Origin of the sequence: Pseudoalteromonas sp. SR45-4 (assembly GCF_014163535.1) — a bacterium.
GTDB classification, from domain to species: Bacteria; Pseudomonadota; Gammaproteobacteria; order Enterobacterales; family Alteromonadaceae; genus Pseudoalteromonas; species Pseudoalteromonas nigrifaciens.
In genome coordinates, this window is record NZ_JACJDO010000023.1 from 1 (window position 1) to 24,134 (window position 24,134).

Genomic DNA, 24,134 nt, shown 5'->3' on the forward strand with positions numbered 1-24,134 from the left:
ACTCGCGTGCATCAGTATATTATCAAGTTCCTTTAAATCCTTATGCTCATTAATTTTTTGATGTAATTCTTTTACTGTTAATCCACTGCATTGTGCAATCCATTCTGCACCCAGTATGTGAGTGTTAACAAAACTCGAAGTGTAACGTCCAAAATCTTTATCAAATACGATATTTGCCACAAGAAAACCCTTAAATTATAAAGAAAAACCCTTTAGCATCAGTGTAGAGGTAAAAAATCACTTTTGCACTGATAGCAATATGGGTAAAAAAAGCAAAAGAGAGATTAAAAATCATATAGATAATTTAAAAAAATAAAGTTTCAACTTTTAATGTTCGCAGACAACTGTTTTAAACAATACTACCGCCAATAAATTAATATTTCATAGCAATTTATGTTTTTTCAAATACTCCGCTACACCCTCCATGGTTCCAAAGGCACCTAACAGCATAGCCTGCCCTTTTTGGCTCAGTGATTTATCGTCACTTTGTAAAAGCTGATACCAGGTTTTAACTAAAATCAAAGGTGGCGTTTTCATAATATTCTCCAATTAGAATGTAATATTACATCTAATTATACATAGAACTCAGAACCCGCAACTGATTTATTTTAAGATTTACTGTAGATTAAAATATTTAAAACATTAAAATCTTGCACATTCAATTTATAGAGTTTAAAACAATGTCTATTGCTCACACAAAAAACATAAAGCGTAAAAATAAATTAAAAGCCAAGAAAGCTAAACTTATATCAAAGCAAGGTAGAGTTATATTTAGAGAAACTTTACCAGCAATAGAGTGGGCAAATTTAGTCCATAGTCCGAATGTCTCAATAGCAAAAGTTCACCCCGATGATAGACAACAAGCAGCTTATGAAATAGAGCGTCGAGCTATTAAAGGCATAAACTCATCTATTAAAGAGCGCACAGACAAGACACTTGCAATTGTAAACACCCCTGCTGCACTAAGCACGGCCGAACATGCATATGAAGATGGTTTAATAGATCCGCTTGATGTAATCGTCAACAACGGTTTGCCTAACAGTACAAACTTCGATGGCTATATCATTTGCAACGGCAATGGTGGTTTTTTATGTGAAAACGGTAACAGTAAAGAAGATCCACGAGAAGCCTTTGCATACAGTGACCAAATGAAGGCTCAAGAAAGCTGCATCAACCAGCCGCAATACTTCGTTTCAATGTTATTCACTGACAGCATCACCGGAAAATACGCACTTGCTGTCACTCAACCACAGCCAGTTTAATTATTTTAGGAGTTAAGCATGATTATTAAAGAAAATACGGTTGGGCCCAAAATTTGAAAAACCGAACGAATTATCAACTACCAACTTTAATAGAGCTTTTAAACAATAATAGCTGTAGATCGATGGTTGCACTAATCGGGACTTCGTATATCACAATAATATTATCAAATTTACATGAGTTTGAATCATTGCCACTATTTGTTCAATTTAGCATTGTAAGTATTGTAACTGTAGTTTGTATGTTACTTTTATATTCAGACTTAAATAACTAAGAAAAAACGCTGGTTAATATGAAGGACAACAGATTTAAAGTGGAAGTGACAGATGTAAATGTTGTAACTCTTACATTCACTGATCCACCTTGCCCACCGGTCAAGATAACTGGGCAAGAGGCCGGAATTTTGTCGTCATTACTTAGTAATGCAAGGCACACTTCAGGGATGCATGCCTCAACGGATAGAAACCAATTTGTAGAAGCACTTAATTTGCAAGATGAACCTACCGATCCGCTGAAACTAATAAAACAATGGAAAGCTAGTATTGCTAGGACCAGTGACATAAATGGCAAGAGGTATTGGCTACCAGCCATGTACTTATTAGCTGGTAAACATGATAAAGCAAGATTGCAGTATCTCGAATTATTAACTCAATTCCTTAAAGACGATCAAGTTTTTGACTCGTTAGAGTTTATTTGGGCTGCAATATTATCAGAATTACCTACAGCAGCAATAACTCACATAAAATCATCTAGCAGAGTGGCTAATTTAGTTCGTTGTCTTTATAGCAATCCGTTTGCACTCAAGATCATGCTTAAAGATAATACGGTAACACCTTTCAATAAGACTCATCGTGGTACAAATAAAGCTTCATATAGCTGGGCAGTAAGCCATCCAAACTGGTTTATGAACCTCGCTACCGAGTCACAGCTAGAATCACTTAGACGACATTCAGAAACCACGATCTATAAGTCATACACAGAAACAGTTGATAAGCTAACAGATAAAGCTATGCTCTTGCCTAATGCGAGCAAAGAAAGTAACCATGCTTTTAATGAGTTATACTCATACGAAAAAATGATGATTAACTTATAGTCTAAGGGTTAAGGAAATAAATTTGAGTACATCTTGTGGCGCACAGTTACTTCCTCCAGCCATGCCATTGTTCGAGTCGGCTGAAAACATACGAGAACCAAACGTTTTTATTAATGAGCATGTAACTTACATAACATTAAACAATGTTGAAGATGCAGGTGAGCTATATGAATTAGCTATTGACTGGCTTAGCGAGCAAAAAGATCAATATAATAACTTTAAAGCTTACAGAGCAGAGCTTAATGCTTTTTTGCATTGGTGCTGGTCTTTAAAGAAACTGTCTGTTGCTGATATAAATCGTACACTGCTAATTGAATATATAGAGTGGTGCGAAAACCCTCCGATAGAATTAGTTGGGAGCTACAATGCCACGCAATTCACAATGAATAAAGGCTTAGGAGTTTTGGTACCAAACTTCAAGTGGCGGCCGTTCACAAAAAGAGTGCCAAAAGGTTCTAACCTAACTATAGAAGAAGTTAAATATAAGCTATCAAGTCCCGCCATATCTACGAAGCTAAGCATTTTAAGTATGTTTTTCAAATTTTTAAATGGTGAAGAATACTGCGATAGAAACCCAGCAAGTATAATATTGAAATTTGGTAAGTATAAAAACAAAAGCCAAGCTAGCGCATCGGGCGAGGATGATGACGAACTGAAATTCTTTTCAGATTTACAGTGGAGCTATGTGATTGATACTGTCGAGCTGATGGCAAAAGATGATCCCAGCAGCCATGAGCGAACCGTTTTTTTAATTAAGTTACTTTATAGTACATATTGCCGTATATCTGAAATTGGGGCCAGAGCTGGCTATGCACCTATTATGAGCCAGTTCAGGAGAGATAAAAAAACTTCATATTTAGGCTTTTACATTCCCAAATCAAAAGGTGGCAAGCGTAGAACTATATCTGTTTCAGATGAATTAAAGCAGGCGTTGATCAGGTACAGAAGGTTTAGAAAATTAACAGATTTGCCAGTGCCAGGCGAACAAACACCTTTATTTGTCAGGCATAAAGCTGCAAGTCATGGCCGTAGTGCTGGTGATATTAATGCTAACTTAGGCATTAGGCAGATTAGGGAAATTGTAGATGATGTTCTTATTAAAACGGCACAAAAACTAGAAGATGATGGTTTTCATGATGATGCCGCAGAAGTGCGTGTGCTAACAGTGCATAGCATCAGGCATACTGGTATATCACATGACATAGCACAAGGAAGGCCGCTCCAGCACGTACAAGCGGATGCAGGTCACGAGAGTATTGAAGTAACCTCAAGGTATTTACATACAACAAGAGCTGAAAGGCATGAAAGCGCGAGGAATAAGAAAATAAACCCCTTAGACTAACAAAATGGTGGCGGTGATTGATGATTTAGACCAATCACCACCACTCCAGCTCATGCTAGGCTGTCGTTTCAATGTCATATTCGTGAATATTGCACTCTGAACCATCACTGAAAATTAAATCAATTGAGTTGCATTTATCACCATTTTCATTGGTAAATGGGCTGTCTTTAATTTCAGCTTCATGACCAAACTCGACTAAATGCTGCTTGATAAATTCTTCGTTATTGCCATCACCTAGAATACAACCAAACATTTCTAGCGCGCTTGAATCAACTGACTGTTTAAATTTTTGTGCTAAATTCATTTGTTTTCCTTATGAATTACTATTAGGCCAACATTGGCATTCCCGATATACTCGGGAAACAACTTACTCAACAAGTCTATAAAGTTATTACACAGTTCATCAGTTCATCAGTAAATAACTTTGATTTAAAGATACGCTTTTACTTATTCCACTCTAGCTGTTCATCAGTTAAGTTGTTGAACCACTTATAGATAAACCCTTTTTTATTTGTATCAATGGTGGTTGATAGCTCTACACCACCCCCTTGAACAAACAGGAAGCTCAAGGCGCTTTGGTGCAATCGCCAATCAAGGTTATTGCTATTAGGGTAATCAACAATAAACTCATCTAATGTGCTATACCAACGCAATGCGCCTACTGCGTCATCACCCGATTCAGCAATAGTATTATCAACTAAGCTACTGCGCATTACACATAAATCGTACATATCCGTAGCAATATCATCAGGTATACTATGATGACCAGCCTCCCAATACTCCCATACCCCCTTCGAAACACCACCTATATATTCAGCAGCTTCACTTACGTCAAGACCAAGAGATTTTCTGATAGTTTGTAATTCTAAATTATTTAGTCCGGCCCAAGTCATCATCATGCTTAATGTGTTTTTAGCTTTATTATTTGATTTATCGTGCACTTTAAATTCCCTATTATAATAATTTGATAGATTTATGCTTTATATTACGCCATTAGCATAAACAAGCTTGCTGATTTCTTAATTCTTTTAATTCCCCTTTACAAATTGTGAAATTTTGATTGTGTTAGTCACGCTAACACCCTCAGTTTATATGCTCGGTCATACATACTGTTTGCTTGCCAACCACCACCAGTTTATGAGATTGGCTTTGGGAACCGCATACCCCCGCAAAACGGAGCCAAAGCATTGCGAAGCGGCCAAGAAAACATCCGAGCAAAACAAACAAAAATTCACTCTTTCCCTGCCCAATATTTAGCCTACAATAAATAGGTTACGATAATCGGGATTATCGTAACCTATTTCGTGAAGAGCCGCCCGGCGCTGAGGGCTTTCCTAAGCAAAACACAAACGCCCTGAGATTTAAATTCAATGAGTCATTACGAGCAAAACATTCCTTAATGTGTTTAATTTAGGTCTACTCTAAATACACAAATTATAGCAACACCACTTACTCGTCCTGCAAGTGTGCTTAGTGTATAATTAGGGTATATTTAAAATAGACGCTTGGAATGATTTTGCATGAGCACTTATGCCTATTACTATAATGATGGTTCAAGAGAAAGTTTAGCTTTCAAAAGTAGATATAGTGAAATATTGGCACCAGAAAATATTTTTTATGACAGCCAGCCGGCCGATGTTGAACGAGCAGGGCTAGATGCACTAATTGCAACTTTAAATGTAAATGACGTTTTGCACATACCTTCCTTATGCTCGCTCGGATCAAGTATGGATGAGCTACTGGTAACGCTTGAGTCTCTTCGTATTACCAAAACTCAACTTCATATTTTATGCGAAAAAGACAGCAAGCTTTTGAGTTCAACAGGTAGCGTTAAAAACCTGTTTGATTTGATAGTATCAATGCAAAACTTACAAACTAGGATTGCAAAAGTTAAGCAAATTAATGGTATTAAAAAAGCCTTACTATCTGACTCAATGCTATGTAGTGAAGATGTAAAACTAAGGAAATATAAAGGCCGTAAAAGCCGTTCTGATGAAGAAAAGTTAAAAGTTGCAGGGTGCATTTTGCGGGGTGAAAGCCCTACTGAAATAGCGAATAAGCTACAAATATCAAGGAGTTCAACATATAATTACACAAGTTCTATGAGTGAAAAGTACAAAAATGAAATTGATGAATTTAGGACCATAATTCAACATCCTAATTTTATTAATATGCATGAAATTTGTGGTGAAAGCATTGCAATATTAATCTTAGATGTTGTTATCTTTAGTAAGAATTTATCCCATAATGATGTAACTAATTACATTAGAAGCAATGATTTTATCGACAAGATTATACCGCTAATTGAATCATCCAAGAGTAAGCACAACAGCAATTTAATATCGGACATTATGGCGTTTTCTGATTACCCGTTTAATACTGCTCAAATAGATTTAGCTGTCAAACTGTCAGATGTATTTCTTAAATATAAGATTAATGACATAGATGATCTAAAGCATGAACTAAGCTCGACTGGTAAAAATTTAATGGAGGCCATAGCAAAATCTTCACCAAAATTTGATGAAATCCACCAGCGAATTTTTACTTTGGTTGATTTAAAACAAGAAAAGCTTAGCGACTATGTATCCAACAAAATAAATTCAATTAATAATGGTAAATCAAAAGACCCCAGCAAATTAAATAGTTTGAAAGTTTTTGAGTGCTTATTCAATGCCCTAAACTCTGAAAAATGGAAGTTAACGTATTTTTATTACTGCTAGCAATTTTGGGGACTTCAGCTATTATAGGCTCATAATTGCAGTTTTTTTAAGTTAATTGCGGCTAATAACAGTGATTTATTGTTTATATGCGTTAAGTAAGTTAACGCATTAATTGTTTCATAATAAACGCTGGTCTTATGGTGAGTTCAAATAAAGAAATGCTGTTAATTGTGATTATTTAATCAGTGGGCTACGTGCTTATTTGCTACTCACTAACGCCGCGCTATTTTCTATATTTAAACTGGGTTGTGAAGAATAATAATTTAATTGATCTTCAATATTGTTTACTCGTTATATAAGGATTTATAAGTGGAAGATTTAAACAATGAAACACTAAGCTGCTCTTTTGAAGTAGCTCTCATCACCGATACATTAATTATATTGGTTGATAATGACATTGGAAACAGTGTAACAAGTGATGCAAATGCAGTCATAAACAGCCTACAACAGACTTTAGAGCATGGTATTGGTAACAGGAAGGTGTTTTACAAAGACACAGATGGCCGCTTTGATGAATTAGAAGTAATAAACAGAAAGTTTAGTAAAATATTAATAGGTACTTCGGGCCAACAATCAGCCCTTGCCAGCTTCATAGAAAAGCCATGAACAACTATGGTTGCTCATGGCTTGTTTTATAAACCTCGAAGATAAGGTAAGTTAGGCTTTATCGCTTCCCATGCTTTAGAGTTTAGTTCTTTGGCCTTTATATCTATCAATGCTATAAAGTCATACATTAGATCTGCTGAATCGTAATCATCATCGTCATAAAGCCAGTCCCCAACTAAGCCAAGCACACAGGCAATTTGCTCTAAAGCTAAAGTAATACCTTGGCTTTCATCAATGCCCCGCTCGCTAAAAAAAGCAATTTCATAAAACTGCAAAAAACTATGTAAAGCATGTTCAATTTCGCAATCTGTTAGTTCGCTTGGTCTTTTACAAACGTTATTCATGTTCACTCCTGTAGTTAAATCAATCTAGCTAAAAGATAACAATAACCCGAACTCATGATCGCGCAACCCAACCACTTCCGGTGGGTGACACTCCACACTCTTTGAGCGGCTTGTATCGAGCAAGAATTAACTACAGATTGAACCCTAAAAAATTCATATCAATAATTAAAAATTTCACTTTCCAATGCAACGATATTTATATCTGGATGCTCAGCTATGACCTTATAGCCAAAATCTCTTCCTTCCCAAGAAACCAACTGATAGCAAAGCCTGCCCATTTTATTAAACTCCGAAAGTAAGTTGTTATTCATACGGTCACGCACAAACACTAACCTCATGTTAGGGCTTGGTATTTAAACTCAACAAAGCCTGAACATCATCTAGCATTCTTTCTGAAGTAACATCAATGCCTTGCGAGGTGCTAACCAAGCTGTATCTATGTGCATTGTGCAAGTGTTCTGTTAGATTTTCTTTAACCTTTTGCCGTGCCTCTTTAGAAATATCAAGATTTGGTAACTTACCCGTAAGCAACCAATCAAGACTGCACTTGACGTCTAGCTGGCACGTAACCATAGCATGAAAGGGTATGCGCCTATTGTAAACCCAGCTCTTAATTGTGCTTATGCTGGTTAGCCCCAGCCGTTTTGTTAGCTGACCTTTTACGTCACGCCCCTCAAGTTCGTATGCTTCACACATTCGGCCTATGATTTCTTTGATCCAGTCCTTTTGGCTTTCCTCGTCCATTTTTCTTATGTAGTGCTCTTCTGGTCTTGAGTCTATGATTTTCAACTTTAATCCTATTAAAAAAATTAACTAGCTGTCGAAGTTAATGTTTAACCACTTTATGTACACTAAACATTAAACTCGTAGTACATTAATAACATTATAGCTCTTGGCCTTATGGATTTTAGTACCCAATAGGAATAGCAGCAAGCTATTACTTACGCTTTCAATAGCATTTGTGAAGCTGTAACAAAGATTTAAATATGACTTAGCTTATAAGCTACAAGCCACTTAAGCTGATTGAGTAGCGCTTTAAGATCTATGCCAGGAGCAAGAGATTGGGTGGCAAAAGCATCCAAGCTACTAAGCTCAGTGTTAATGCAAGACTGGTGCATTAGCATTTTAAAATAAAGTACACCTTCTTAATGTCACGCGACTTAATTGAGGTTTAACCAGCTCCCTGAATTTTAATTATCGCCCTTAGAATAGGCGTTATAACTTAATCTTTAGTGTAATGAATTTAACCCTTTATATTTGGGCCAATACACTAGTGTAAATAGGTGACTAAATGAAGATAAGCAGTTTCAGTAACAGTAATGCACAATTCACGTTTGAACAAAAAAAAGGGAACCCCACTGCAAGCGGCAAACAAGGAGATAAGCGATACGCAGGATGGCGTGTATCACATCCAGCATGTAAACGGATTTATTAGCCTTTGGAAATAAAGGCTATGGAGAGGAACAGTTGTGGCTCAGAGAAGCTGCGAACTTAGACTAGCAGACCAAAATAAAAAACAGAGTTAATAACCAAAATGAAACTACCTACACATATCAATGAAATTCGAGATCAGCTTTTATCTGATCAAATATTATGGCGTGATGCCTTGAAGTCTTTGAAAGAAGCCACCGCAAAGAAGAAGCCTTGGCACTACAAAGAATGGAAGCAAGAGCGTGATGAGTTAATCAAGGATTCATGCATACAATGTGGGCATGGCAATGATCAAATGGTGTTGCAACACTTATGGCACCCAAGAAAAATTGATGTCATTTTTGAACAACTAGCAAAAACAAAACTTGAAGCCAATGCTGTTCTAAAAGAGCAGTACATTGAGGAGCTTTTGGAAAACAGTGATGAGTTAAACAACTTCCCTATTGGTGAAAGGGAATGTTGCCCAAAGTGTGAGTCCACGAATGTGAGATTCAGAAAGACTCGTGATGAGTGGGATTGTATCTCTACAAAATCAAGAGGAGGGCGAGTAGTTTGGCGCTGTGGTCATTCATTCAAAGCTCCCTTAATGAAGCAAGAACCAACCCCTGATCAAAAAAGAGAAATCTCAAGGATCAAGGGGGAATTGAAACATAAGGCGTTTGTTAAATTTGATGAGACACCTATTAGGGAAGCCTATGGAAAGCAAGCTGTGCTTGAGTCCATAAAAGACACTGAAAGATACCTTTCTTTGAAAGATACAACGACTTTCTGTAAGAAATGCGCTTATCTGATGGATGTTAAGCAGCTTTTGTTATGCCCGAATTGTAAGGACTACCTACCTATCTGGCATGTTTACAGTTGTTCGTCTGAAAAATGCTGTTCCAACTTAATATGATCTCGGATGCGTGTAAAAACTAAACTTGAATACATAGCTATATACATACTCACAAGTAGGCGCAATAAATTTGTGCCTACCATACACTTGTGCCACGCAATTAAGACCCCTATATTAAACACCTACTCGCTTTTGCTTTAATGTCAGCAACACTTCTGGCAGTCAAGCCACAACCAATACAATGAACAAAACCTTGCAAGAATACTCGTTGATGCCTAAAATAACTGTATGCACATACAGCAAAGGCCATAATAATGCCCTCACCTTTGAAGAAATCAAATATAGAGCTGCCGCTAGGTGAGTTCAAAGCGGCTGGTGGCTTCCCAAATCCCTGCGAAAACTACTTATCTAAACCAATTTCACTTGACTCAATTTTGATAGACCGGCCAAGCAGTACATTTTTATTCAACGTACAAGGCAACAGTATGTCCCCGGATATTACGGATGGCTCGATAATAGTAGTAGATAGATCTATAAACATAAAAAGCGGTTTAATCGTACTTGCTACAATTAACAACGAGTTTGTAGTTAAGAGGTTAGAAATTACTGATGAGAAAATTTTATTTAGAAGCACAAACTCAGATTTTCGTGATATTGAAGTCAAAATTGATCCTGATAACAGCTGGGAAGAAAACATGATTTGGGGTGTTGTAACCGGTGCTATAAAGAAATTCATATGATGTACGTCCTTTGTGATATAAATGCAGCATATGTTGCATTTATTCAGTCGTTTAACCCTCAATTCGATATAAACAAAACACCGCTTGGTGTACTTTCATCGAACCAAGGCAACATTATTGCCCGAAACGAGCCATTGAAATCACTCGGCGTTAAAATGGGTGAACCTGCGTTTAAAGTACAACATTTACTAAAAAAAAATGGTGCACATCTGTGGGGCTCAAACTTTGAACTTTTTGGGGATATGAGCCTTCGCTTCCACAGCGAAGTTGAACACTTTTTCTTAGAGTCATGCCGCTACAGTGTTGATGAAAACTTAGGTCTAATTCACTGCGACACATCTGAAAAGCTAAAAGATTATGGCCTGTTAATAAAGAAAACCTTAAAAAAGAACTTAGGCTTGATTTGTGGTGTTGGGATCGGGAAAACTAAAACGCTCGCTAAGTTAGCCTCGCACTGCGCAAAAGAACCCAAGTGGCTGTCACAAACAAACGGTGTAGCTGTCTTAGATACTGAGACAAAGATTGACTGGGCGCTGTCTAGAGTAGAATTGAATAGCATATGGGGCGTCGGTTCAAAAACAGCAAACAAATTAAATGACCTGGGCATAACCAACGGTCTTCAATTAAAGCAACTCGATATTAACTATGTAAAAAGGTTTTTTGGTGTAGTGCTAGCAAGGACGGTTCAAGAGCTAAATGGAGTTAATGCTGTAGAGTTAAATGATCTGTATGCGGGTAGAGATAGGATTTGTGTATCACAAAGCATGGGAACCCATGTAGAAGAGCTGGGTATTATAAAAGAAGCTGTGGCGAACCACATTACGGCTGCATCCATAAAGTTGCGGGGATTTAACTTATACGCATCAGCAATAACTGTGTTTATTAATACCGACCAATTTAGGGAGGATCATAATCAGTACCGCAACAGTCTACAAATAAACCTCCCCTCACCCAGCGCAGACACAGGTGTTCTTCTGAAATACGCACTATTTGCAGTTGAGAAAATATATAAAGATGGATACAAATTCAAAAAAACTGGAGTGATATTAGAACGCTTAATAAGTGATGAAGATATGCACCAAACTAACCTTTTTTCTCAAAACGAAAAATTAGAAGTAAGTAAACAAACGAAAGTAACAGATGAAATAAACAAAAAATTCGGTGGGAACGCTATTAAGTTTGGGGTAAATGGTTTCAATCAGACATGGAGGCCAAAAGATAACTTGGCACCTAAGTCATACACAACAAGAATAAAGGATATTCCGACAGCATACGCACGCTAATGGCGTCGCATGTTCAAATGTAATTGTACGAAATGATGACTGAGGATTGAATAAGTCTACTAACAAGTTCTATGAGTAAGGTACCTCCCCGTAAGGGGAGGATTTTTGTTTCGCCTTTGTTATGCATTGCAGCACATACGGTGTTGACTGATCTCACCTCTGTGGCTTGTAAATATGTTATTTACAGCGCACCAGTCCCGAAGGAAAGAATTAGCCAATGTGGTCATTACATGCTCAGAAATGAACTACCTTTAATTACACACTGACTGATTAAAAATTATCACTTTAAAACCAAAAACGCAATACTGACTTATAGGAATTTATACCAAGTGCAGTAAGCTTATCTGCCGTATTAGTGTATAGGAGAAATAACAAAATTTCTTGCAAGTTCAACAGGAAGTGTTTAAATATTTGTATCCCGCTTTTCTAGCTAATTAACAGCGCAGACTAATCTTATAATTGCATACGGAGTATAAAAATGAGTTTAACTATAGTGGCAGTCATTGTGTTGATATTAATTCTAATTTTAATTTTGATGGTAAAACCAGGGGCACAAGGAGAGCCAAAACCGGAATACACTCAAGTTAAGGGTTTGTTAACAAATGCAGAGCATTCTTTCTACAAAACTTTAGTAAATGCTAAACCCATTAATAGTGTGATATTTTGTAAGGTGCGAGTAGCAGATTTACTAAAGCCACACTCATATAAAAACCGTTCGGAATGGCAAATAGCATTCAATAAAATTTCTGCAAAACACTTTGATTTCGTTTTATGTAACGCTGAAACACTAGATGTCATTTGTGTAATTGAGTTGGATGATAAGTCACACAATACAACAAAAGTAAAAGATAGGGATCTCTTTTTAGATGATGCATGCAGTGGCGCTGAGCTAAAATTAATTCGATTTAAGGCGCAAAAAAACTATCAAGTCGATTCTATTAGAAATTCTATTATGGAAGTAATTATATGCGATGGATATTTGACTCAGCCAAAACAAGTGGACCAAGGTGATCAAAGTGCTTCATATGAGAACACACCATCAATAAAAAATACGTGCGATACTACTGAGCGGCTGTCATCATCAAAAGTAGCAAATAAGCTGGGGATTAAAACTACAGAGTTTTTGGATTTAATGGTTAAGCGCGGATATTTAATAGTTGAAAATGATAAGCATCAATTAACAGAGAAAGGTAAACTGGCTGGTGGCCTATTTGTTGAGAAAGGCCGCACTCCAGCCCACTTTACTTGGTTAGAGCCTGAGCTAAATTTAAGCAAAGAAAAGTAACAGCATTTAGATGATAGGCTTAGGTGCAACCGCAAAGGCAAAATACAGTTAATAATGCACCCAAGCCTAAATTTCTGACCGTTAGGCCTATTTTGTAACCTTTATCAAATTATAAAGTTTGTGGCTCTGGTTTGCCAAAGTAAAACCCCTGCCCTAGCTCACAACCTAATGAATACATAATATCAGCTTGAGCCTCAGTTTCTATACCTTCTGCAACTACTGTATACCCACATGACTTAGCCATTGCGATAGCAGAACTGGTTATTGCAAACCCTTTAATGCTATTCACGTTAATACAAAACATCCTATCTAACTTAACTGTGTCCACCGGTAAGTACATTAAATAGGATATATTATTAGTACCAGTTCCAAAGTCATCAATTGCAATACTAAAGCCCATTTGCTTTAACTCTAATAGCGCTTTGTGTTTTACGCTATTTTTTGAAATAACCATTGTTTCTATTATTTCAAACTCTATGAGTGATGGATCAACAGAGAGTTCATCTAAAGCTGCTTTTATAGTTTTAATCGTGAGCTCATCTTCAAGCAAGTTGACCTCTAAATTAATAGCTACTGTATTACTGATTCCTGCTTTAGATAATTCAGCACTTCTTGAAAAAGCAGAGTTTATCACCCACTCATTAAGCCTATGATCAAGCCTATAATCATTAAAACTTTGCAAAAATACACCGGGGGCAATCAAGCCATGCTTTGGATGATGCCACCTAAGCAGTGCTTCATAACCTACCACCTCCCTGCTTGATAGCTTAACTTTAGGTTGAAACCACAGCTCTAATTGACCTTGATTTATAGCATCTAATAATTCGACATAGTTAAAATCAAATGTTTCTTGCTGCTCCAAATCATCAACCATAATAACGCTCACACCTTTTTGCCTAAGTAGTTGCTGTGCGCTGTTTATAAACTCGTAAGGCGTCAAGTTATCACCCTGATAACTAACAAAAATTGAATTTAAATCTATTAAAATAGGCTTACCGAAGCAGTCGCACCTTGGCAAATGAAAAATGTTATTAAAGGATTTATTTAATAAACCCCTATCTTCTGCACCCAATACGCCACCAATAACAATGGCGATAGTCCCTGAGTCGTAACAAGCAACTTTAAAGGGAGACTCCACGATACTGGAAAGCTTTAGACTCACTGCATTGCAAACATCAGCAGCAACTAATTCTGATTTAAAATATCCATTTTCTTTTGCAATAATATCAATGTTTACTAACTTTATTAAAACCATTGCAAATGAACCCGCATTAGCAATGCATTCCTCGAAATACTGCAACCAGTCTTTACTACTAACAACAAGCTCTTGTGCATGACTAACAGGGAGATTATTTTCTCCTAATGCTTCATATAAACTAGTTGTTTCACCAGCACCCATAGAACAACCTCTTGCGAATTGGATAGTAAAAATACTACAATCGTCACATTATATACGCTTGAAATGGAAAGCGTAAGCAATTACCCCTGTAATTCGTTGTGAAAAAGACAATTATTATTTGAAGAAAGAATATTTATGTGTAACTTAGATAAAGTTAATTAAGAAATAGGAAAGGTTATGAAAGTATTTATATTGTTATTAGTTTTATTAAGTGTGCCATTAATTACAAAAGCAAACAACACTACATACGATGATTGGATTGTAAAAGCACCAGCTGGACACGCTTCATATTGTGCACCAATATCAGACACCATTGGTAAAGCAAGGGTAGCAGCTACACATTTTGCTAGCTTGGCACTTACCGATAGTTTCGATAAAAATCAAATCTCTGGGGCTGAAGAATTAAGGCAGCTCAACTTAAATAATGAAAGCCAAACAAGCTACAGACAGCATATAAAGAAAGTAACTATAAGCTCCGAAGTAAAAGTAAAAATTATCTCTGAAAAAATCCTAAATAATCAAGCATGCGTCCTTGTCAAAAAAATCTGATTTTTGACAAGGTTATGCTGCAACGCTTAGGCCGATTGCACCTTCAACCCCAGCATGGCACCTAAACATAAACTTAATTTCGGTATGCGCTTCGCATTTAACTTACAATAATAAACTGAGACTCGCTTACCATCACCGTTAACAACAAAATAATATTGATTGTCAATTGCATGTGTTGCCTCCATCTGAAAATCTGTAAACATTGTAGAATTATAGACGCACTCTTTTAATTTAACCCCAAACAAAGCTACCTGTGTATACAATGCAGTCCGATCATGACTTATAGCTACCCTACTCCTATAACCAAAAGGTACAACAGATAAAAGCACCATAGGAACTGCCCAACCAGGCATTGTGTAACCATAAAGCAAAGAATGATAGAAAACACTCAAGCCTACCAAACCAAAGAAACCTGCTACAACTAGTACCGACTTCGACACAGCAGACACACTAAATCCCTTGCCAGCTTTACTAGCAACTTTACTTCTACGCTCAAATGGTATTATAAACATTAACTATCTCCTTTAATGCAATGCTGCCTGCTCTGGTGAGCCTTCATATAAAATAGGGAGTAACACGTTTTCAATAAAATTTAATGGGCTCTTTGCTCCAGCAGTAGTTAGAACTGGGGCAGATAAGTTTAATTTAATCTTATCCAACGCGGCTGCATCTATCCCTAACTCATTAAAACAGCCACTATAAGACCATCGTTCAAATATCAAATGTTTAAGGACAGAAAAAGCAAATTGTTCTCGACCAACATCACCTTTGAGATCATGGTTATCTGCAAGCAATTTAACTGGCACTGCTGTATTTGGTAGACGAACCTCCCCTTTTTTTCTTTTTAACACTGGCACCTTTCTTTGCCGACAAGTTATGCCACCATCTTCTAGGTTTAACCATAAAGCAATATCCACTACGCCACCTGCCTGAGATTCATTAACGATTAGTGATAATGGTTCAGGGTGATAATATAAATACGAGAGCATTGCTACTGCAACAACATGCCTATCTTCAAGCTGCTCTATCATTACTAATTAACTCCATTTCGTTATAGCATAAATATATTCTGCATCACTTTAATGAACGCGCAAGAGCATTTATTGTGATTAAGCAGCTTTTTTCATATTTCAATACTTTGTTTGCTTGCTCTAGGGTTAGGCCGCTTTTAAGCAGCTTTAGCAGTAACTCGATTACTTCCAGCTCCGAACCGGTATTTTTATTTACTTCTTTAAATCTTAACTCAGGCCAATCAACAAACCGTTTATAATATTGGCCGCTGTAAGGACCAAAGCTAATCAGCTCGTTCGAGTCTAAATTTATTGCTTTACTATTTTGTTTTGAAATATCACTAAACAAATCATCATCCCTCGATGATAAAATATATAACTGTGATTTGGCCTTAGCAAACCAAGCTACACAGCTTTTTAAAGTGGCTGAGTCACCAACAGCACAGCAAGGGATACCCCTTGCTATAAGTAAGCTTGCTAAAAGTGGATCTCGTACCACAACCAACCAATTATGTCGTTTATTTACTGGATGATAGGCATGGCATGGGGGTATGTCGTAAGTTGCAAATGAAATATTACTCGGGGCTGAATTTAGGATTGAGCCAGAATACCCCCAAAGAGAAACCTCGCTATCTGAAATAAACCAAGGCACTACAATTCCACTTTTAATTTTCGAAGCTGATCGGTATAAGTCTAATGGCAACATGCCGCAATAAATAGATCTAAGCGCTTGTACCGAATTAATCTTTCCAATAGGAGCCTTTAGCATTAAAGCTTCAGACCAACCAGCTTTAATTAAATCCGCCTTTGCTAGAGGATCTTTTTTAAGCCAAACTCGTAAATGCGATAATAATTTGGCTGGTGGAACTTTGATTTCAGGTTTTTCACAACTAATTTTTTTAGGTCGATTCTTTTTTTCTAATTTTATTGAGCTGCTACTCGAAGCTTCGCTTAGTTTTAATATTTTTTTTCCTGATGGATAAACCCCAACATACTCACATATTGCCTCAGCAGCTGACTCAAGAGTGTACTCACCTGTTAGCACCATCGAATCAAGAATACTTGTTTGTGCATTACAGTTACCACAAGAAACTAATGAGCTACCCAAATAATGATGAGCAGAATGGCTCCAGCATCGAGGGCAAATTAAATCAAAACAGCCTCCAGCACTTCTTGCATTTAATAATAAAGGGCTTAAGAAACCGCTCTCATAAACATTTAGCTTTGGATAAAGCTCTGCTTTAACAAACTCAATTAGAGAAACACACATCTATTTACCCTTGTTTATAAAACTGAATATTACCACGCATTCAATTTAATGCGTGAGACCTCTAATGTAAATAATACTAGAATAATTAGCGATCAATTTATTAAAACTTTATTCATAAAAAAAACAAAAAAACACAAATATTTATAAAAATACGGTAAAAATAAATTTTATGCCCTCACATCGGGCACTTTAATCACCACGCAAGCAAATAAAAAGATAGATAATATCAATCAAAGAATACAAGCATACGATTAAATTCGGCATGCCTGGCACACACAGTAAAACAACTAGCCAAACTAATAGATCTATTAAAGAAGGACTGGCTAAAAGAAAAAGTTTGATGGTGATTTATGGAATTAGTTAACAAAACAGAGCATGAGAGGCCCACCTTGGCAATAGAAGATAGAATTATAGAAGCAAAACACCTTGGGCAAAAAGTAATTGCTAAAATTAGGGGGTTTAGAGTTGCACTAAGTCCTATTGCATTTTTTTATATTGAGCTTATCGCCATAGATAATCAAAATAACCAAGAAGTGGAAATTGGATTCTGGCCGGGCATGACACAGCAACTTGCAGTGGCCGAGGAAACATTAATGAAGATAAAAACCAAGCATAAAAATGTAACAATACTGCACCTAAGAGATCCTGTATATTTAACCTGATTACAATGACCTTAAATCTTATCGACCCTGACCACTTGGTGATCAGGGTAATAACCACATAAAAACTCTGTTGAGCCATTAGGCAGCTCTCTGTACGGCACAAACATAGAGGGCTTTGACTTGCTCATGTTGCAGCATATTTTTGTGCCATCTTCTAATATAGACGTAACTTGATATTCTGGAGTAATGGGCTTCATATGAACGCAAGAACTTTCACCATTTATATCTACGGCTGCGGAGAGAGTTTCTTTAACATCTACCACTTTCCATTCCTGAGAGTTTGTAGGTAATATTATTGACAACTTTAACCCATCATTTCCTAAAAATTTCTCTACTGCATTATTATGTAATGTATTGCTAACAATGTCCTTTGCAAATACTGCTATCAATAATCCAATCAGCAGTGACTTGATATTAAGCATAGTGCCCACCAAAACCCTTACGTTTTGTTTAAATTAGAAATCTGATATTAATTATAAACCAGCAACGCTCAGTATTGACAGCGTAAGTTTGCGTATGTATCTTCCATTGCCAAGCGTTTACATCATTACTTTAGTGGGTATGTTGTCATAAGAGTACGCATTTAAAATTTGAATAAATTACACATCAAAATATAGGGGCTATAAAATGGTAGAAATCTCACCTTGGCTAAGTGCTATTAGCGCGCTCGAACGAAGGATCAGTATAGACAATCTAAGCTTGCCTCAATACCGGTGCCTTTCTTACGTGAGCGAGAATAAAAGTGTAAATGCAGAGGATTTGGCACTTTTTGTTATGCACGGGACAAGCATCGAAGACGGTGAGGATGTAATAAAAAAACTATTCTCACGAAATATGCTACAGAGCGATGAAGATACAGGCTTGATTATTCTCACAGAACTATCAGAAATGATAATTGATGAAATATACAGGCTTTGCCACTCAAGAATGACAAGACCCCTATTCTATAATCCTAACTACTGACTGTAAAAAGCCGCCTTAAGATATTAAGAAGCGGCCTTTTAAAACTTATCAATACAAAAGCTCTACACGTCTATTCACTGTATGAGCAGATTCGTTATTTTCAGGATCTGCAGTATGTGACTCGCCATAACTTACACATGTCAATTGTTCTTTTCTTACACCTAGCTCAACCAACCGACTACAAACAGCATCAGCTCTTTTATAGCCCAATTTCAAATTAAACTTAGCTGTACCTACTGTGTCCGTAAACCCAGCAACCAAAAGACGGATGCTTGCATCTGATAGCAAATAATTTGCATGCTGGGTTAGTATATCATCCCACTTGTCAGCAACCTTGTGACCACTAAACTCAAAGTAAACAGCTCTACTGCGAGGCTGATCCATTAGCAATGGATGCACTTTGTCCGAAATAGCTGCTTCAAGTGCCAGTTCTATTTGCTCGCTTCTTGAAATATTTAATGATTTATTTATCTGCCTCTGCTCTTGTTCTCGCTCAGCATTTGAGGAAAAAAATGTTTCTGATTGCGTATTGGTTATTTCTGATGATGTACTCCAATCAATTGAATCATCGAACGAACTGCATCCAGCAAAGGTAATCGCTGATAATGCTAAAAATGAAAGCTTTATAAATTTCATACATGCCCTGTTAATATAACTTCACCTATAATTTCACCATTCTAACGCTATTTATTAAACATGGGTACTACTCACTTTAAATAGCACTATCATTACAACAAACGCATAACATTAATATCGTTCGTTAATATAAAATTATGTGTAATCTAGTTGTTCTATGGATTTGAATAACTAAATTTGATACCAGATAAAATCGAAATTTATATTGTAATAAATATCAAATATTGATTTTGGTCTTGTTGATATACAATGGACGTTGACCAAGCGACAAACCTGCTTTACCATGTTATTATTGTTAGGAGATTGTTACATGCAATTAATGAATGATTTATTGAAGCAGTGTTAATATAGATGGAACTAGAAACAATAGATGTATACGAAGAAGTAACAAAAGAGCTAATTGAATTAAGAGACTCTATTGATTCCACTCTTAAAGAATTAAAAGAAGCGCTTTACGAAGCAACACTTATTTCAGCTCAAGTATACAAAATACCACTCACCCCTATTGGTGAGGAGCAGCGCCAAATAAATAAAATAACTATCGATAGAGCTGAAGAATTTAAAGCGTTCTATCTCGCTTTAAACGCATATAGTGATATTTACGCAAAAGATGGTGTCTCAAGGAAATCCGTATTTAGATTGCCAGGGTACATACAGATAGATAGTCAAAACAATGAAGATATAATTTTATTAGTTAATAAACTAAATTTAAAAAAAGATCTTTTTAAAAATACAGTACAAAAGATTAAGGGGCCCAGAAAAAGGCACGAAATTGTGCACAAAGTATGCCCCGGTGTAATATCTAAGCAGTTATACAGAAAAATCCATGTTTTAGAGCAAGAAGTGTCGTATATAGGCTTTTTTTGGACTCAAAGATATGTAACAAAAAGCACTACAAGTAGTGGCGTTATAGAGGTTTTAGAAAATCAAATGAAAAAACCTCCAGTGAATAGCAGTAGAGAGCAGTGGCAGGATTTTTTAACTGAAGAAATATCAACCATCAAAGCACTGCCAAAAAATATAGAGCTACGGTACAAGCGAATTGCAAAAGTAAATGCCATGGCTAATATTGAAGCTCAGAATAAACTACAGCTTAGCGCCCACCTACCCCTGATAGTGCTTCAAAAGAAATCATTTAGATGTTCTCCGCTGAAAAATTATGATGCGGATTTTAAACGATGCGTAAGATCGGACTCTAAAACTTTTGGAATGCCAATTATCAGTAGGCTTAATTTATATAAAAAAATCAACCCTTAGTGGTCGATAAACGCGGCGTGTAAATTCCAAGCTTAAAATAAAGAGCAAATAATTATGAATAATGAAGTGACAGGAAGCAACCTTGAAATAGCAGCTCCCGGCAAAGAGCTAAACTATGATGAAGCAAAGATCTATGCCCAAAAAAACTCCATTAAAAGCATGCGGCATTGGTTTGATTTTCACAACCCAAATAAAGGTGGTCAGCCACGCCCAAAAAACGTACCCGGTGACCCATCAAAATTTTATGGCCGCCGAGGGCTTTGGGTAGGCTGGCCAGCATTTTTAGGCACAAATACGAAAGCTACGCAACTACAAAAAGATGAGTTCCTTAGCCTAAATGAAACAAAACAGTGGTTTGTTGACCAGAAAATTTATACAGTGACTCAGTTTCGAGATTTTTCAAAAAAAGGCTCTCGCCCAGAAAACATACATTCTGCGCCTGATAAAAAATTCAATGTAAAATTTTCAGAGTTACTTTGCCCTAAACCAGCAAAATACCTACCCTTCCAAGAAGCTAAAGCTTTCGTACAAACGTACCGGTTTGATAGCTACATTAAATTCAGAGAGGGCCGCAGGGCTGACTACGAACAGCTTAAAGTTATTCCTGTTAATCCAGATAAACACTATGAAAAAACGAATGAATGGACTAGCTGGCCTGACTTTTTAGGTTATTCAAGATTAAACAAAGCATAAAGCTAAGCCTGCTCAAACTAAACAGCAGGCTTTTTTGTTTCTATTCGTACAGAATAACTATATGAAACATTACTTAGCTTTGAGTAGTCCTTTAATGTTTTTCTATCTAATGGGAGAAATACATTAAATTTGGATTCGTTTTTTGCAAATGACAAGTACGGAGCATTAACATCCCAGCTAGCATTAATTTTTTGTCTGAGGTGCTTTCCTCCACTTATTAAAGATATGCTTTTTTTGGTTATATCATTAACCTTGAAGTCTATCCACAACTCGTATTTACTGAGTTCATCTATAAAATTAAGTTTATCTAGGTTAAGCCTATAGTCGGGATTGTTGGTTTCCTTAACTTTCCCACTCTCAGAGTTGACGCCATACTGCAAGTAAAATTCATCAGGACTAACAACCTTGTTAATCATATCACCTATTATTACACCTGCTTGCATTGAGCCAAGACTGTCTGTTTCGTACCACCAAAGATTTCCTAAGTTTGATTTAGTAGTTTGATAATGACCTTCCCAGCCCCCAGATTCTACCCCAAACCTTTCAGCAACCCACTTCATTGGCTTATTTAGATCACTTGAGTTAAGCATTACCTCTAATCTCAAACCGCCTGTACCATTACTATGCAGTATTGGCGTTTCTTTAGTGACAATAGCCACCAAGTTACTTTTAACTTCAGTAAGCAGAAACTGATAATCTAGCGTTGAAGTTAAGTCACTAATGGTCGCTTTATCAATACCTTTTCCTAAAGCTACATATTTACCAAGCGCATTTGAACTAATGCCGCCTAGCTTACTTGACCTCGGTGCGGCCGATATATAATCCAATATCGTTTTTAACTTTGATAACCGCTCTAGTTCATAAGCCATATCAATTGACTCGCCATCGATGATTGCTTTGCGCCTTATGTTTTCTTCAGCAATTAGCTTTTCTATCTTATCGACTAGCTGCATATCAGAATATAATTTTTCTAGCTGTAAACTGGCTTTTCTAGTGTCAACAGAACCTTCCAGCCAAACCTTTGCACATCGACCAGCTTGGTTATCGCAGTCCGTTACTATTGATTTTTTGACCGTTTTTGAGATTAAAGAAGAATTGACAACCCAGCTAGCTCGGCTATAAAAACCGTTTTTATCTATTTTTTGTATAGAAAGTATTTTGCCTTGAGCTTGTTCAGCAATATCTTTTACAGCAAATTGCTCAGCTAACTTCTTTGCAGACGCTGCGCTGTCAAACTCTCCTAGCCTATACTCCCCATAACCGAATAAATTTACAACTTCATTGGCCGAAGCATATGAAGCCGTAAGGGTTATCATTGAAAATATTATTGCTTTTAACATCATTATTCCTATGTCTAATTTTATTCAAATTTAACCTGTTTCTTTAAATCCGCAACACCCAAAATAAATTAAAGAAAAAAAATGCTAACCTTGGTTAGCATTTTTTATTAGATTAAAACTTCCGGTTTACAGCCTCGATAGTGAAGTTTCCTTCCCCTGTTTTTGCATCTTGATATAAATTATACCTGTCACCAGTAGAATCATGAGTAAGCGTTAAAGTCTGCATGTCACCACTACTACTCGCTTGCTTTGTAAATGACTCGCCTGCCAAGTTAAATTTATCCCCATTTTCAGAGCTTATCATTTCGTTGAAAGAATTTGAGTTAACATTAATCCTATCTCCTTCACCATATGTACTCACTACAAAATTAGAATCTAATGATTTGCCACGACCATCTTCATTTGTAGTGTTTATATCGTCATGAGGCGATGCATTACTCACATCATTAGTAGTACGTGCAACATCAGCGTTCTGTTGGCCTTGCACAGTTTGATCACCTTCAGTTCCCTGCTTTTCACCTGCGCCACTGTCGTCACCTTGAGTTGCTGCAGGAGCAGCCGTATTACCACCTGATACTGGAGTGCCAGCCGTAGCGGTATTAGTACCAGCTTGTTGCTGTGCCATAGTGGTATTAGTGCCAGCTTGTTGCTGTGCCGGTGATGCATTACTCACATCATTAGCAGTACGTGCAACATCAGCATTTTGCTGGCCTTGCACAGTTTGATCACCTTCAGTTCCCTGCTTTTCACCTGCGCCACTGTCGTCACCTTGAGTTGCACCTGATACTGGAGTACCAGCGGTAGCGTTATTATTGCCTAAGCTGCTTGCCGCATTTTGCCCAGCGGTCACTATAGCTTGCTCACCTTGTGCTAACTGGTTTTCTGTTTTAGTACCAGCATTCCCACCGTTTGATAAAGCGGTATTAACACCACCTTGTTGCTGTGCCGGTGATGCATTACTCACATCATTAGCAGTACGTGCAACATCAGCGTTTTGCTGGCCTTGCACTGTTTGATCACCTTCGGTTCCCTGCTTTTCACCTGCGCCACTGTCGTCACCTTGAGTTGCTACAGGAGCAGCCGTATTACCACCTGATACTGGAGTGCCAGCCGTAGCGGTATTAGTACCCGATACAGGAGTGCCAGCCGTAGCGGTATTAGTACCCGATACAGGAGTGCCAGCCGTAGCGGTATTAGTACCAGCTTGTTGCTGTGCCGGTGATGCATTACTCACATCATTAGCAGTACGTGCAACATCAGCATTTTGCTGGCCTTGCACAGTTTGATCACCTTCGGTTCCCTGCTTTTCACCTGCGCCACTGTCGTCACCTTGAGTTGCTACAGGAGCAGCCGTATTACCACCTGATACTGGAGTGCCAGCCGTAGCGGTATTAGTACCCGATACAGGAGTGCCAG

Annotated in this window: 27 protein-coding genes; 13 read left to right on the forward strand and 14 right to left on the reverse strand. The window is 37.2% G+C overall.

Translation table 11 applies throughout. The features are described 5' to 3' along the window. Positions 1-180 (reverse strand): hypothetical protein (locus H5058_RS10815; RefSeq protein WP_182678139.1); only part of this gene is annotated, 180 nt, incomplete at its 3' end. 201 nt (positions 181-381) lie between these two features. Next, the gene (locus H5058_RS10820; RefSeq protein WP_182678256.1) at positions 382-537 is read right to left on the reverse strand and encodes a hypothetical protein; all 156 of its coding nucleotides are present in this window, start codon (positions 535-537) and stop codon (positions 382-384) included. 143 nt (positions 538-680) lie between these two features. On the opposite strand from H5058_RS10820, the gene H5058_RS10825 reads away from it, so the two are divergent. The 3 genes from H5058_RS10825 (at position 681) to H5058_RS10835 (ending at position 3,695) form a co-directional block, all read left to right on the forward strand. Then, positions 681-1,262 (forward strand): hypothetical protein, encoded by a 582-nt coding sequence (locus H5058_RS10825; protein ID WP_182678141.1) that lies wholly within the window; start codon positions 681-683, stop codon positions 1,260-1,262. A 290-nt stretch (positions 1,263-1,552) separates the two neighbouring features. Continuing rightward, positions 1,553-2,353, forward strand: coding sequence for a hypothetical protein (locus H5058_RS10830; RefSeq protein WP_182678143.1), 801 nt, complete (start codon positions 1,553-1,555; stop codon positions 2,351-2,353). A gap of 22 nt (positions 2,354-2,375) precedes the next feature. Beyond that, complete coding sequence (locus tag H5058_RS10835; protein ID WP_259398628.1) at positions 2,376-3,695, forward strand: site-specific integrase; 1,320 nt, start codon at positions 2,376-2,378, stop codon at positions 3,693-3,695. Between the two features lie 55 nt (positions 3,696-3,750). Here the strand turns inward: H5058_RS10835 and H5058_RS10840 are convergent, their stop codons facing one another. Both H5058_RS10840 and H5058_RS10845 read right to left on the reverse strand, forming a co-directional pair. Continuing rightward, complete coding sequence (locus H5058_RS10840; protein ID WP_182678145.1) at positions 3,751-3,999, reverse strand: hypothetical protein; 249 nt, start codon at positions 3,997-3,999, stop codon at positions 3,751-3,753. Between the two features lie 139 nt (positions 4,000-4,138). Continuing rightward, positions 4,139-4,636, reverse strand: a complete 498-nt coding sequence (locus tag H5058_RS10845; RefSeq protein WP_220485819.1) for a DUF1870 family protein — start codon at positions 4,634-4,636, stop codon at positions 4,139-4,141. A 579-nt stretch (positions 4,637-5,215) separates the two neighbouring features. Between H5058_RS10845 and H5058_RS10850 the strand changes: the two genes are divergently transcribed. Further along, positions 5,216-6,415, forward strand: coding sequence for a helix-turn-helix domain-containing protein (locus H5058_RS10850; RefSeq protein WP_182678147.1), 1,200 nt, complete (start codon positions 5,216-5,218; stop codon positions 6,413-6,415). Between the two features lie 309 nt (positions 6,416-6,724). Next, positions 6,725-7,021 carry a hypothetical protein gene (locus tag H5058_RS10855; RefSeq protein ID WP_182678149.1) on the forward strand — a complete coding sequence of 99 codons (297 nt, stop codon included), beginning with the start codon at positions 6,725-6,727 and terminating at the stop codon, positions 7,019-7,021. 26 nt (positions 7,022-7,047) lie between these two features. Here the strand turns inward: H5058_RS10855 and H5058_RS10860 are convergent, their stop codons facing one another. Next, complete coding sequence (locus tag H5058_RS10860) at positions 7,048-7,365, reverse strand: hypothetical protein (protein WP_182678151.1); 318 nt, start codon at positions 7,363-7,365, stop codon at positions 7,048-7,050. A 339-nt stretch (positions 7,366-7,704) separates the two neighbouring features. Then, entirely contained in the window at positions 7,705-8,154 is a 450-nt protein-coding gene (locus tag H5058_RS10865) for a helix-turn-helix domain-containing protein (RefSeq protein WP_182678152.1), read from the reverse strand. Between the two features lie 745 nt (positions 8,155-8,899). Here H5058_RS10865 and H5058_RS10870 point away from each other — a divergent pair. The 4 genes from H5058_RS10870 to H5058_RS10885 all read left to right on the forward strand — a co-directional run bounded on the left by H5058_RS10870 (position 8,900) and on the right by H5058_RS10885 (position 12,939). After that, positions 8,900-9,691 (forward strand): hypothetical protein, encoded by a 792-nt coding sequence (locus tag H5058_RS10870; protein ID WP_182678154.1) that lies wholly within the window; start codon positions 8,900-8,902, stop codon positions 9,689-9,691. 254 nt (positions 9,692-9,945) lie between these two features. Next, positions 9,946-10,371 carry a LexA family transcriptional regulator gene (locus tag H5058_RS10875; protein WP_182678156.1) on the forward strand — a complete coding sequence of 142 codons (426 nt, stop codon included), beginning with the start codon at positions 9,946-9,948 and terminating at the stop codon, positions 10,369-10,371. After that, positions 10,368-11,654, forward strand: a complete 1,287-nt coding sequence (locus tag H5058_RS10880; RefSeq protein ID WP_182678158.1) for a Y-family DNA polymerase — start codon at positions 10,368-10,370, stop codon at positions 11,652-11,654. Before H5058_RS10875 ends, H5058_RS10880 begins: the two co-directional genes overlap by 4 nt. Before the next feature lie 478 nt (positions 11,655-12,132). Continuing rightward, on the forward strand, positions 12,133-12,939 hold the full coding sequence (locus H5058_RS10885; RefSeq protein WP_182678161.1) for a DUF2726 domain-containing protein: 807 nt from the start codon (positions 12,133-12,135) through the stop codon (positions 12,937-12,939). 109 nt (positions 12,940-13,048) lie between these two features. Here H5058_RS10885 and H5058_RS10890 read toward each other — a convergent pair whose 3' ends face one another. After that, positions 13,049-14,338, reverse strand: coding sequence for an EAL domain-containing protein (locus H5058_RS10890; RefSeq protein WP_182678164.1), 1,290 nt, complete (start codon positions 14,336-14,338; stop codon positions 13,049-13,051). A gap of 177 nt (positions 14,339-14,515) precedes the next feature. Between H5058_RS10890 and H5058_RS10895 the strand changes: the two genes are divergently transcribed. Continuing rightward, the gene (locus H5058_RS10895) at positions 14,516-14,887 is read left to right on the forward strand and encodes a hypothetical protein (RefSeq protein ID WP_182678166.1); all 372 of its coding nucleotides are present in this window, start codon (positions 14,516-14,518) and stop codon (positions 14,885-14,887) included. Positions 14,888-14,913: 26 nt separating this feature from the next. Here H5058_RS10895 and H5058_RS10900 read toward each other — a convergent pair whose 3' ends face one another. From H5058_RS10900 to H5058_RS10910, 3 genes are read right to left on the reverse strand one after another with little or no spacing between them, the layout of a single operon-like run. Then, positions 14,914-15,399 (reverse strand): hypothetical protein, encoded by a 486-nt coding sequence (locus tag H5058_RS10900; protein WP_182678168.1) that lies wholly within the window; start codon positions 15,397-15,399, stop codon positions 14,914-14,916. A gap of 12 nt (positions 15,400-15,411) precedes the next feature. Continuing rightward, positions 15,412-15,918, reverse strand: a complete 507-nt coding sequence (locus tag H5058_RS10905) for a hypothetical protein (protein WP_182678170.1) — start codon at positions 15,916-15,918, stop codon at positions 15,412-15,414. Positions 15,919-15,961: 43 nt separating this feature from the next. After that, a complete protein-coding gene (locus H5058_RS10910) occupies positions 15,962-17,167 on the reverse strand; it encodes a hypothetical protein (protein ID WP_182678172.1) in 1,206 nt (401 codons plus the stop codon). 350 nt (positions 17,168-17,517) lie between these two features. On the opposite strand from H5058_RS10910, the gene H5058_RS10915 reads away from it, so the two are divergent. After that, entirely contained in the window at positions 17,518-17,829 is a 312-nt protein-coding gene (locus H5058_RS10915) for a hypothetical protein (protein ID WP_182678174.1), read from the forward strand. Positions 17,830-17,840: 11 nt separating this feature from the next. Here H5058_RS10915 and H5058_RS10920 read toward each other — a convergent pair whose 3' ends face one another. Beyond that, positions 17,841-18,251 carry a hypothetical protein gene (locus H5058_RS10920; RefSeq protein ID WP_182678176.1) on the reverse strand — a complete coding sequence of 137 codons (411 nt, stop codon included), beginning with the start codon at positions 18,249-18,251 and terminating at the stop codon, positions 17,841-17,843. A 589-nt stretch (positions 18,252-18,840) separates the two neighbouring features. After that, on the reverse strand, positions 18,841-19,428 hold the full coding sequence (locus H5058_RS10925) for an OmpA family protein (protein WP_182678178.1): 588 nt from the start codon (positions 19,426-19,428) through the stop codon (positions 18,841-18,843). 351 nt (positions 19,429-19,779) lie between these two features. Between H5058_RS10925 and H5058_RS10930 the strand changes: the two genes are divergently transcribed. Together H5058_RS10930 and H5058_RS10935 are read left to right on the forward strand one after the other, a co-directional pair. Then, positions 19,780-20,685: a DNA replication terminus site-binding protein gene (locus H5058_RS10930; protein ID WP_182678180.1), complete on the forward strand. Its 906-nt coding sequence runs from the start codon at positions 19,780-19,782 to the stop codon at positions 20,683-20,685. Between the two features lie 54 nt (positions 20,686-20,739). Next, entirely contained in the window at positions 20,740-21,378 is a 639-nt protein-coding gene (locus H5058_RS10935) for a hypothetical protein (protein WP_182678182.1), read from the forward strand. Positions 21,379-21,395: 17 nt separating this feature from the next. On the opposite strand, the gene H5058_RS10940 is transcribed toward H5058_RS10935, so the two are convergent. Further along, on the reverse strand, positions 21,396-22,718 hold the full coding sequence (locus H5058_RS10940) for a hypothetical protein (RefSeq protein ID WP_220485820.1): 1,323 nt from the start codon (positions 22,716-22,718) through the stop codon (positions 21,396-21,398). A 112-nt stretch (positions 22,719-22,830) separates the two neighbouring features. Further along, on the reverse strand, positions 22,831-24,134 hold a 1,304-nt coding region (locus H5058_RS10945; protein WP_182678186.1), incomplete at its 5' end, for a hypothetical protein.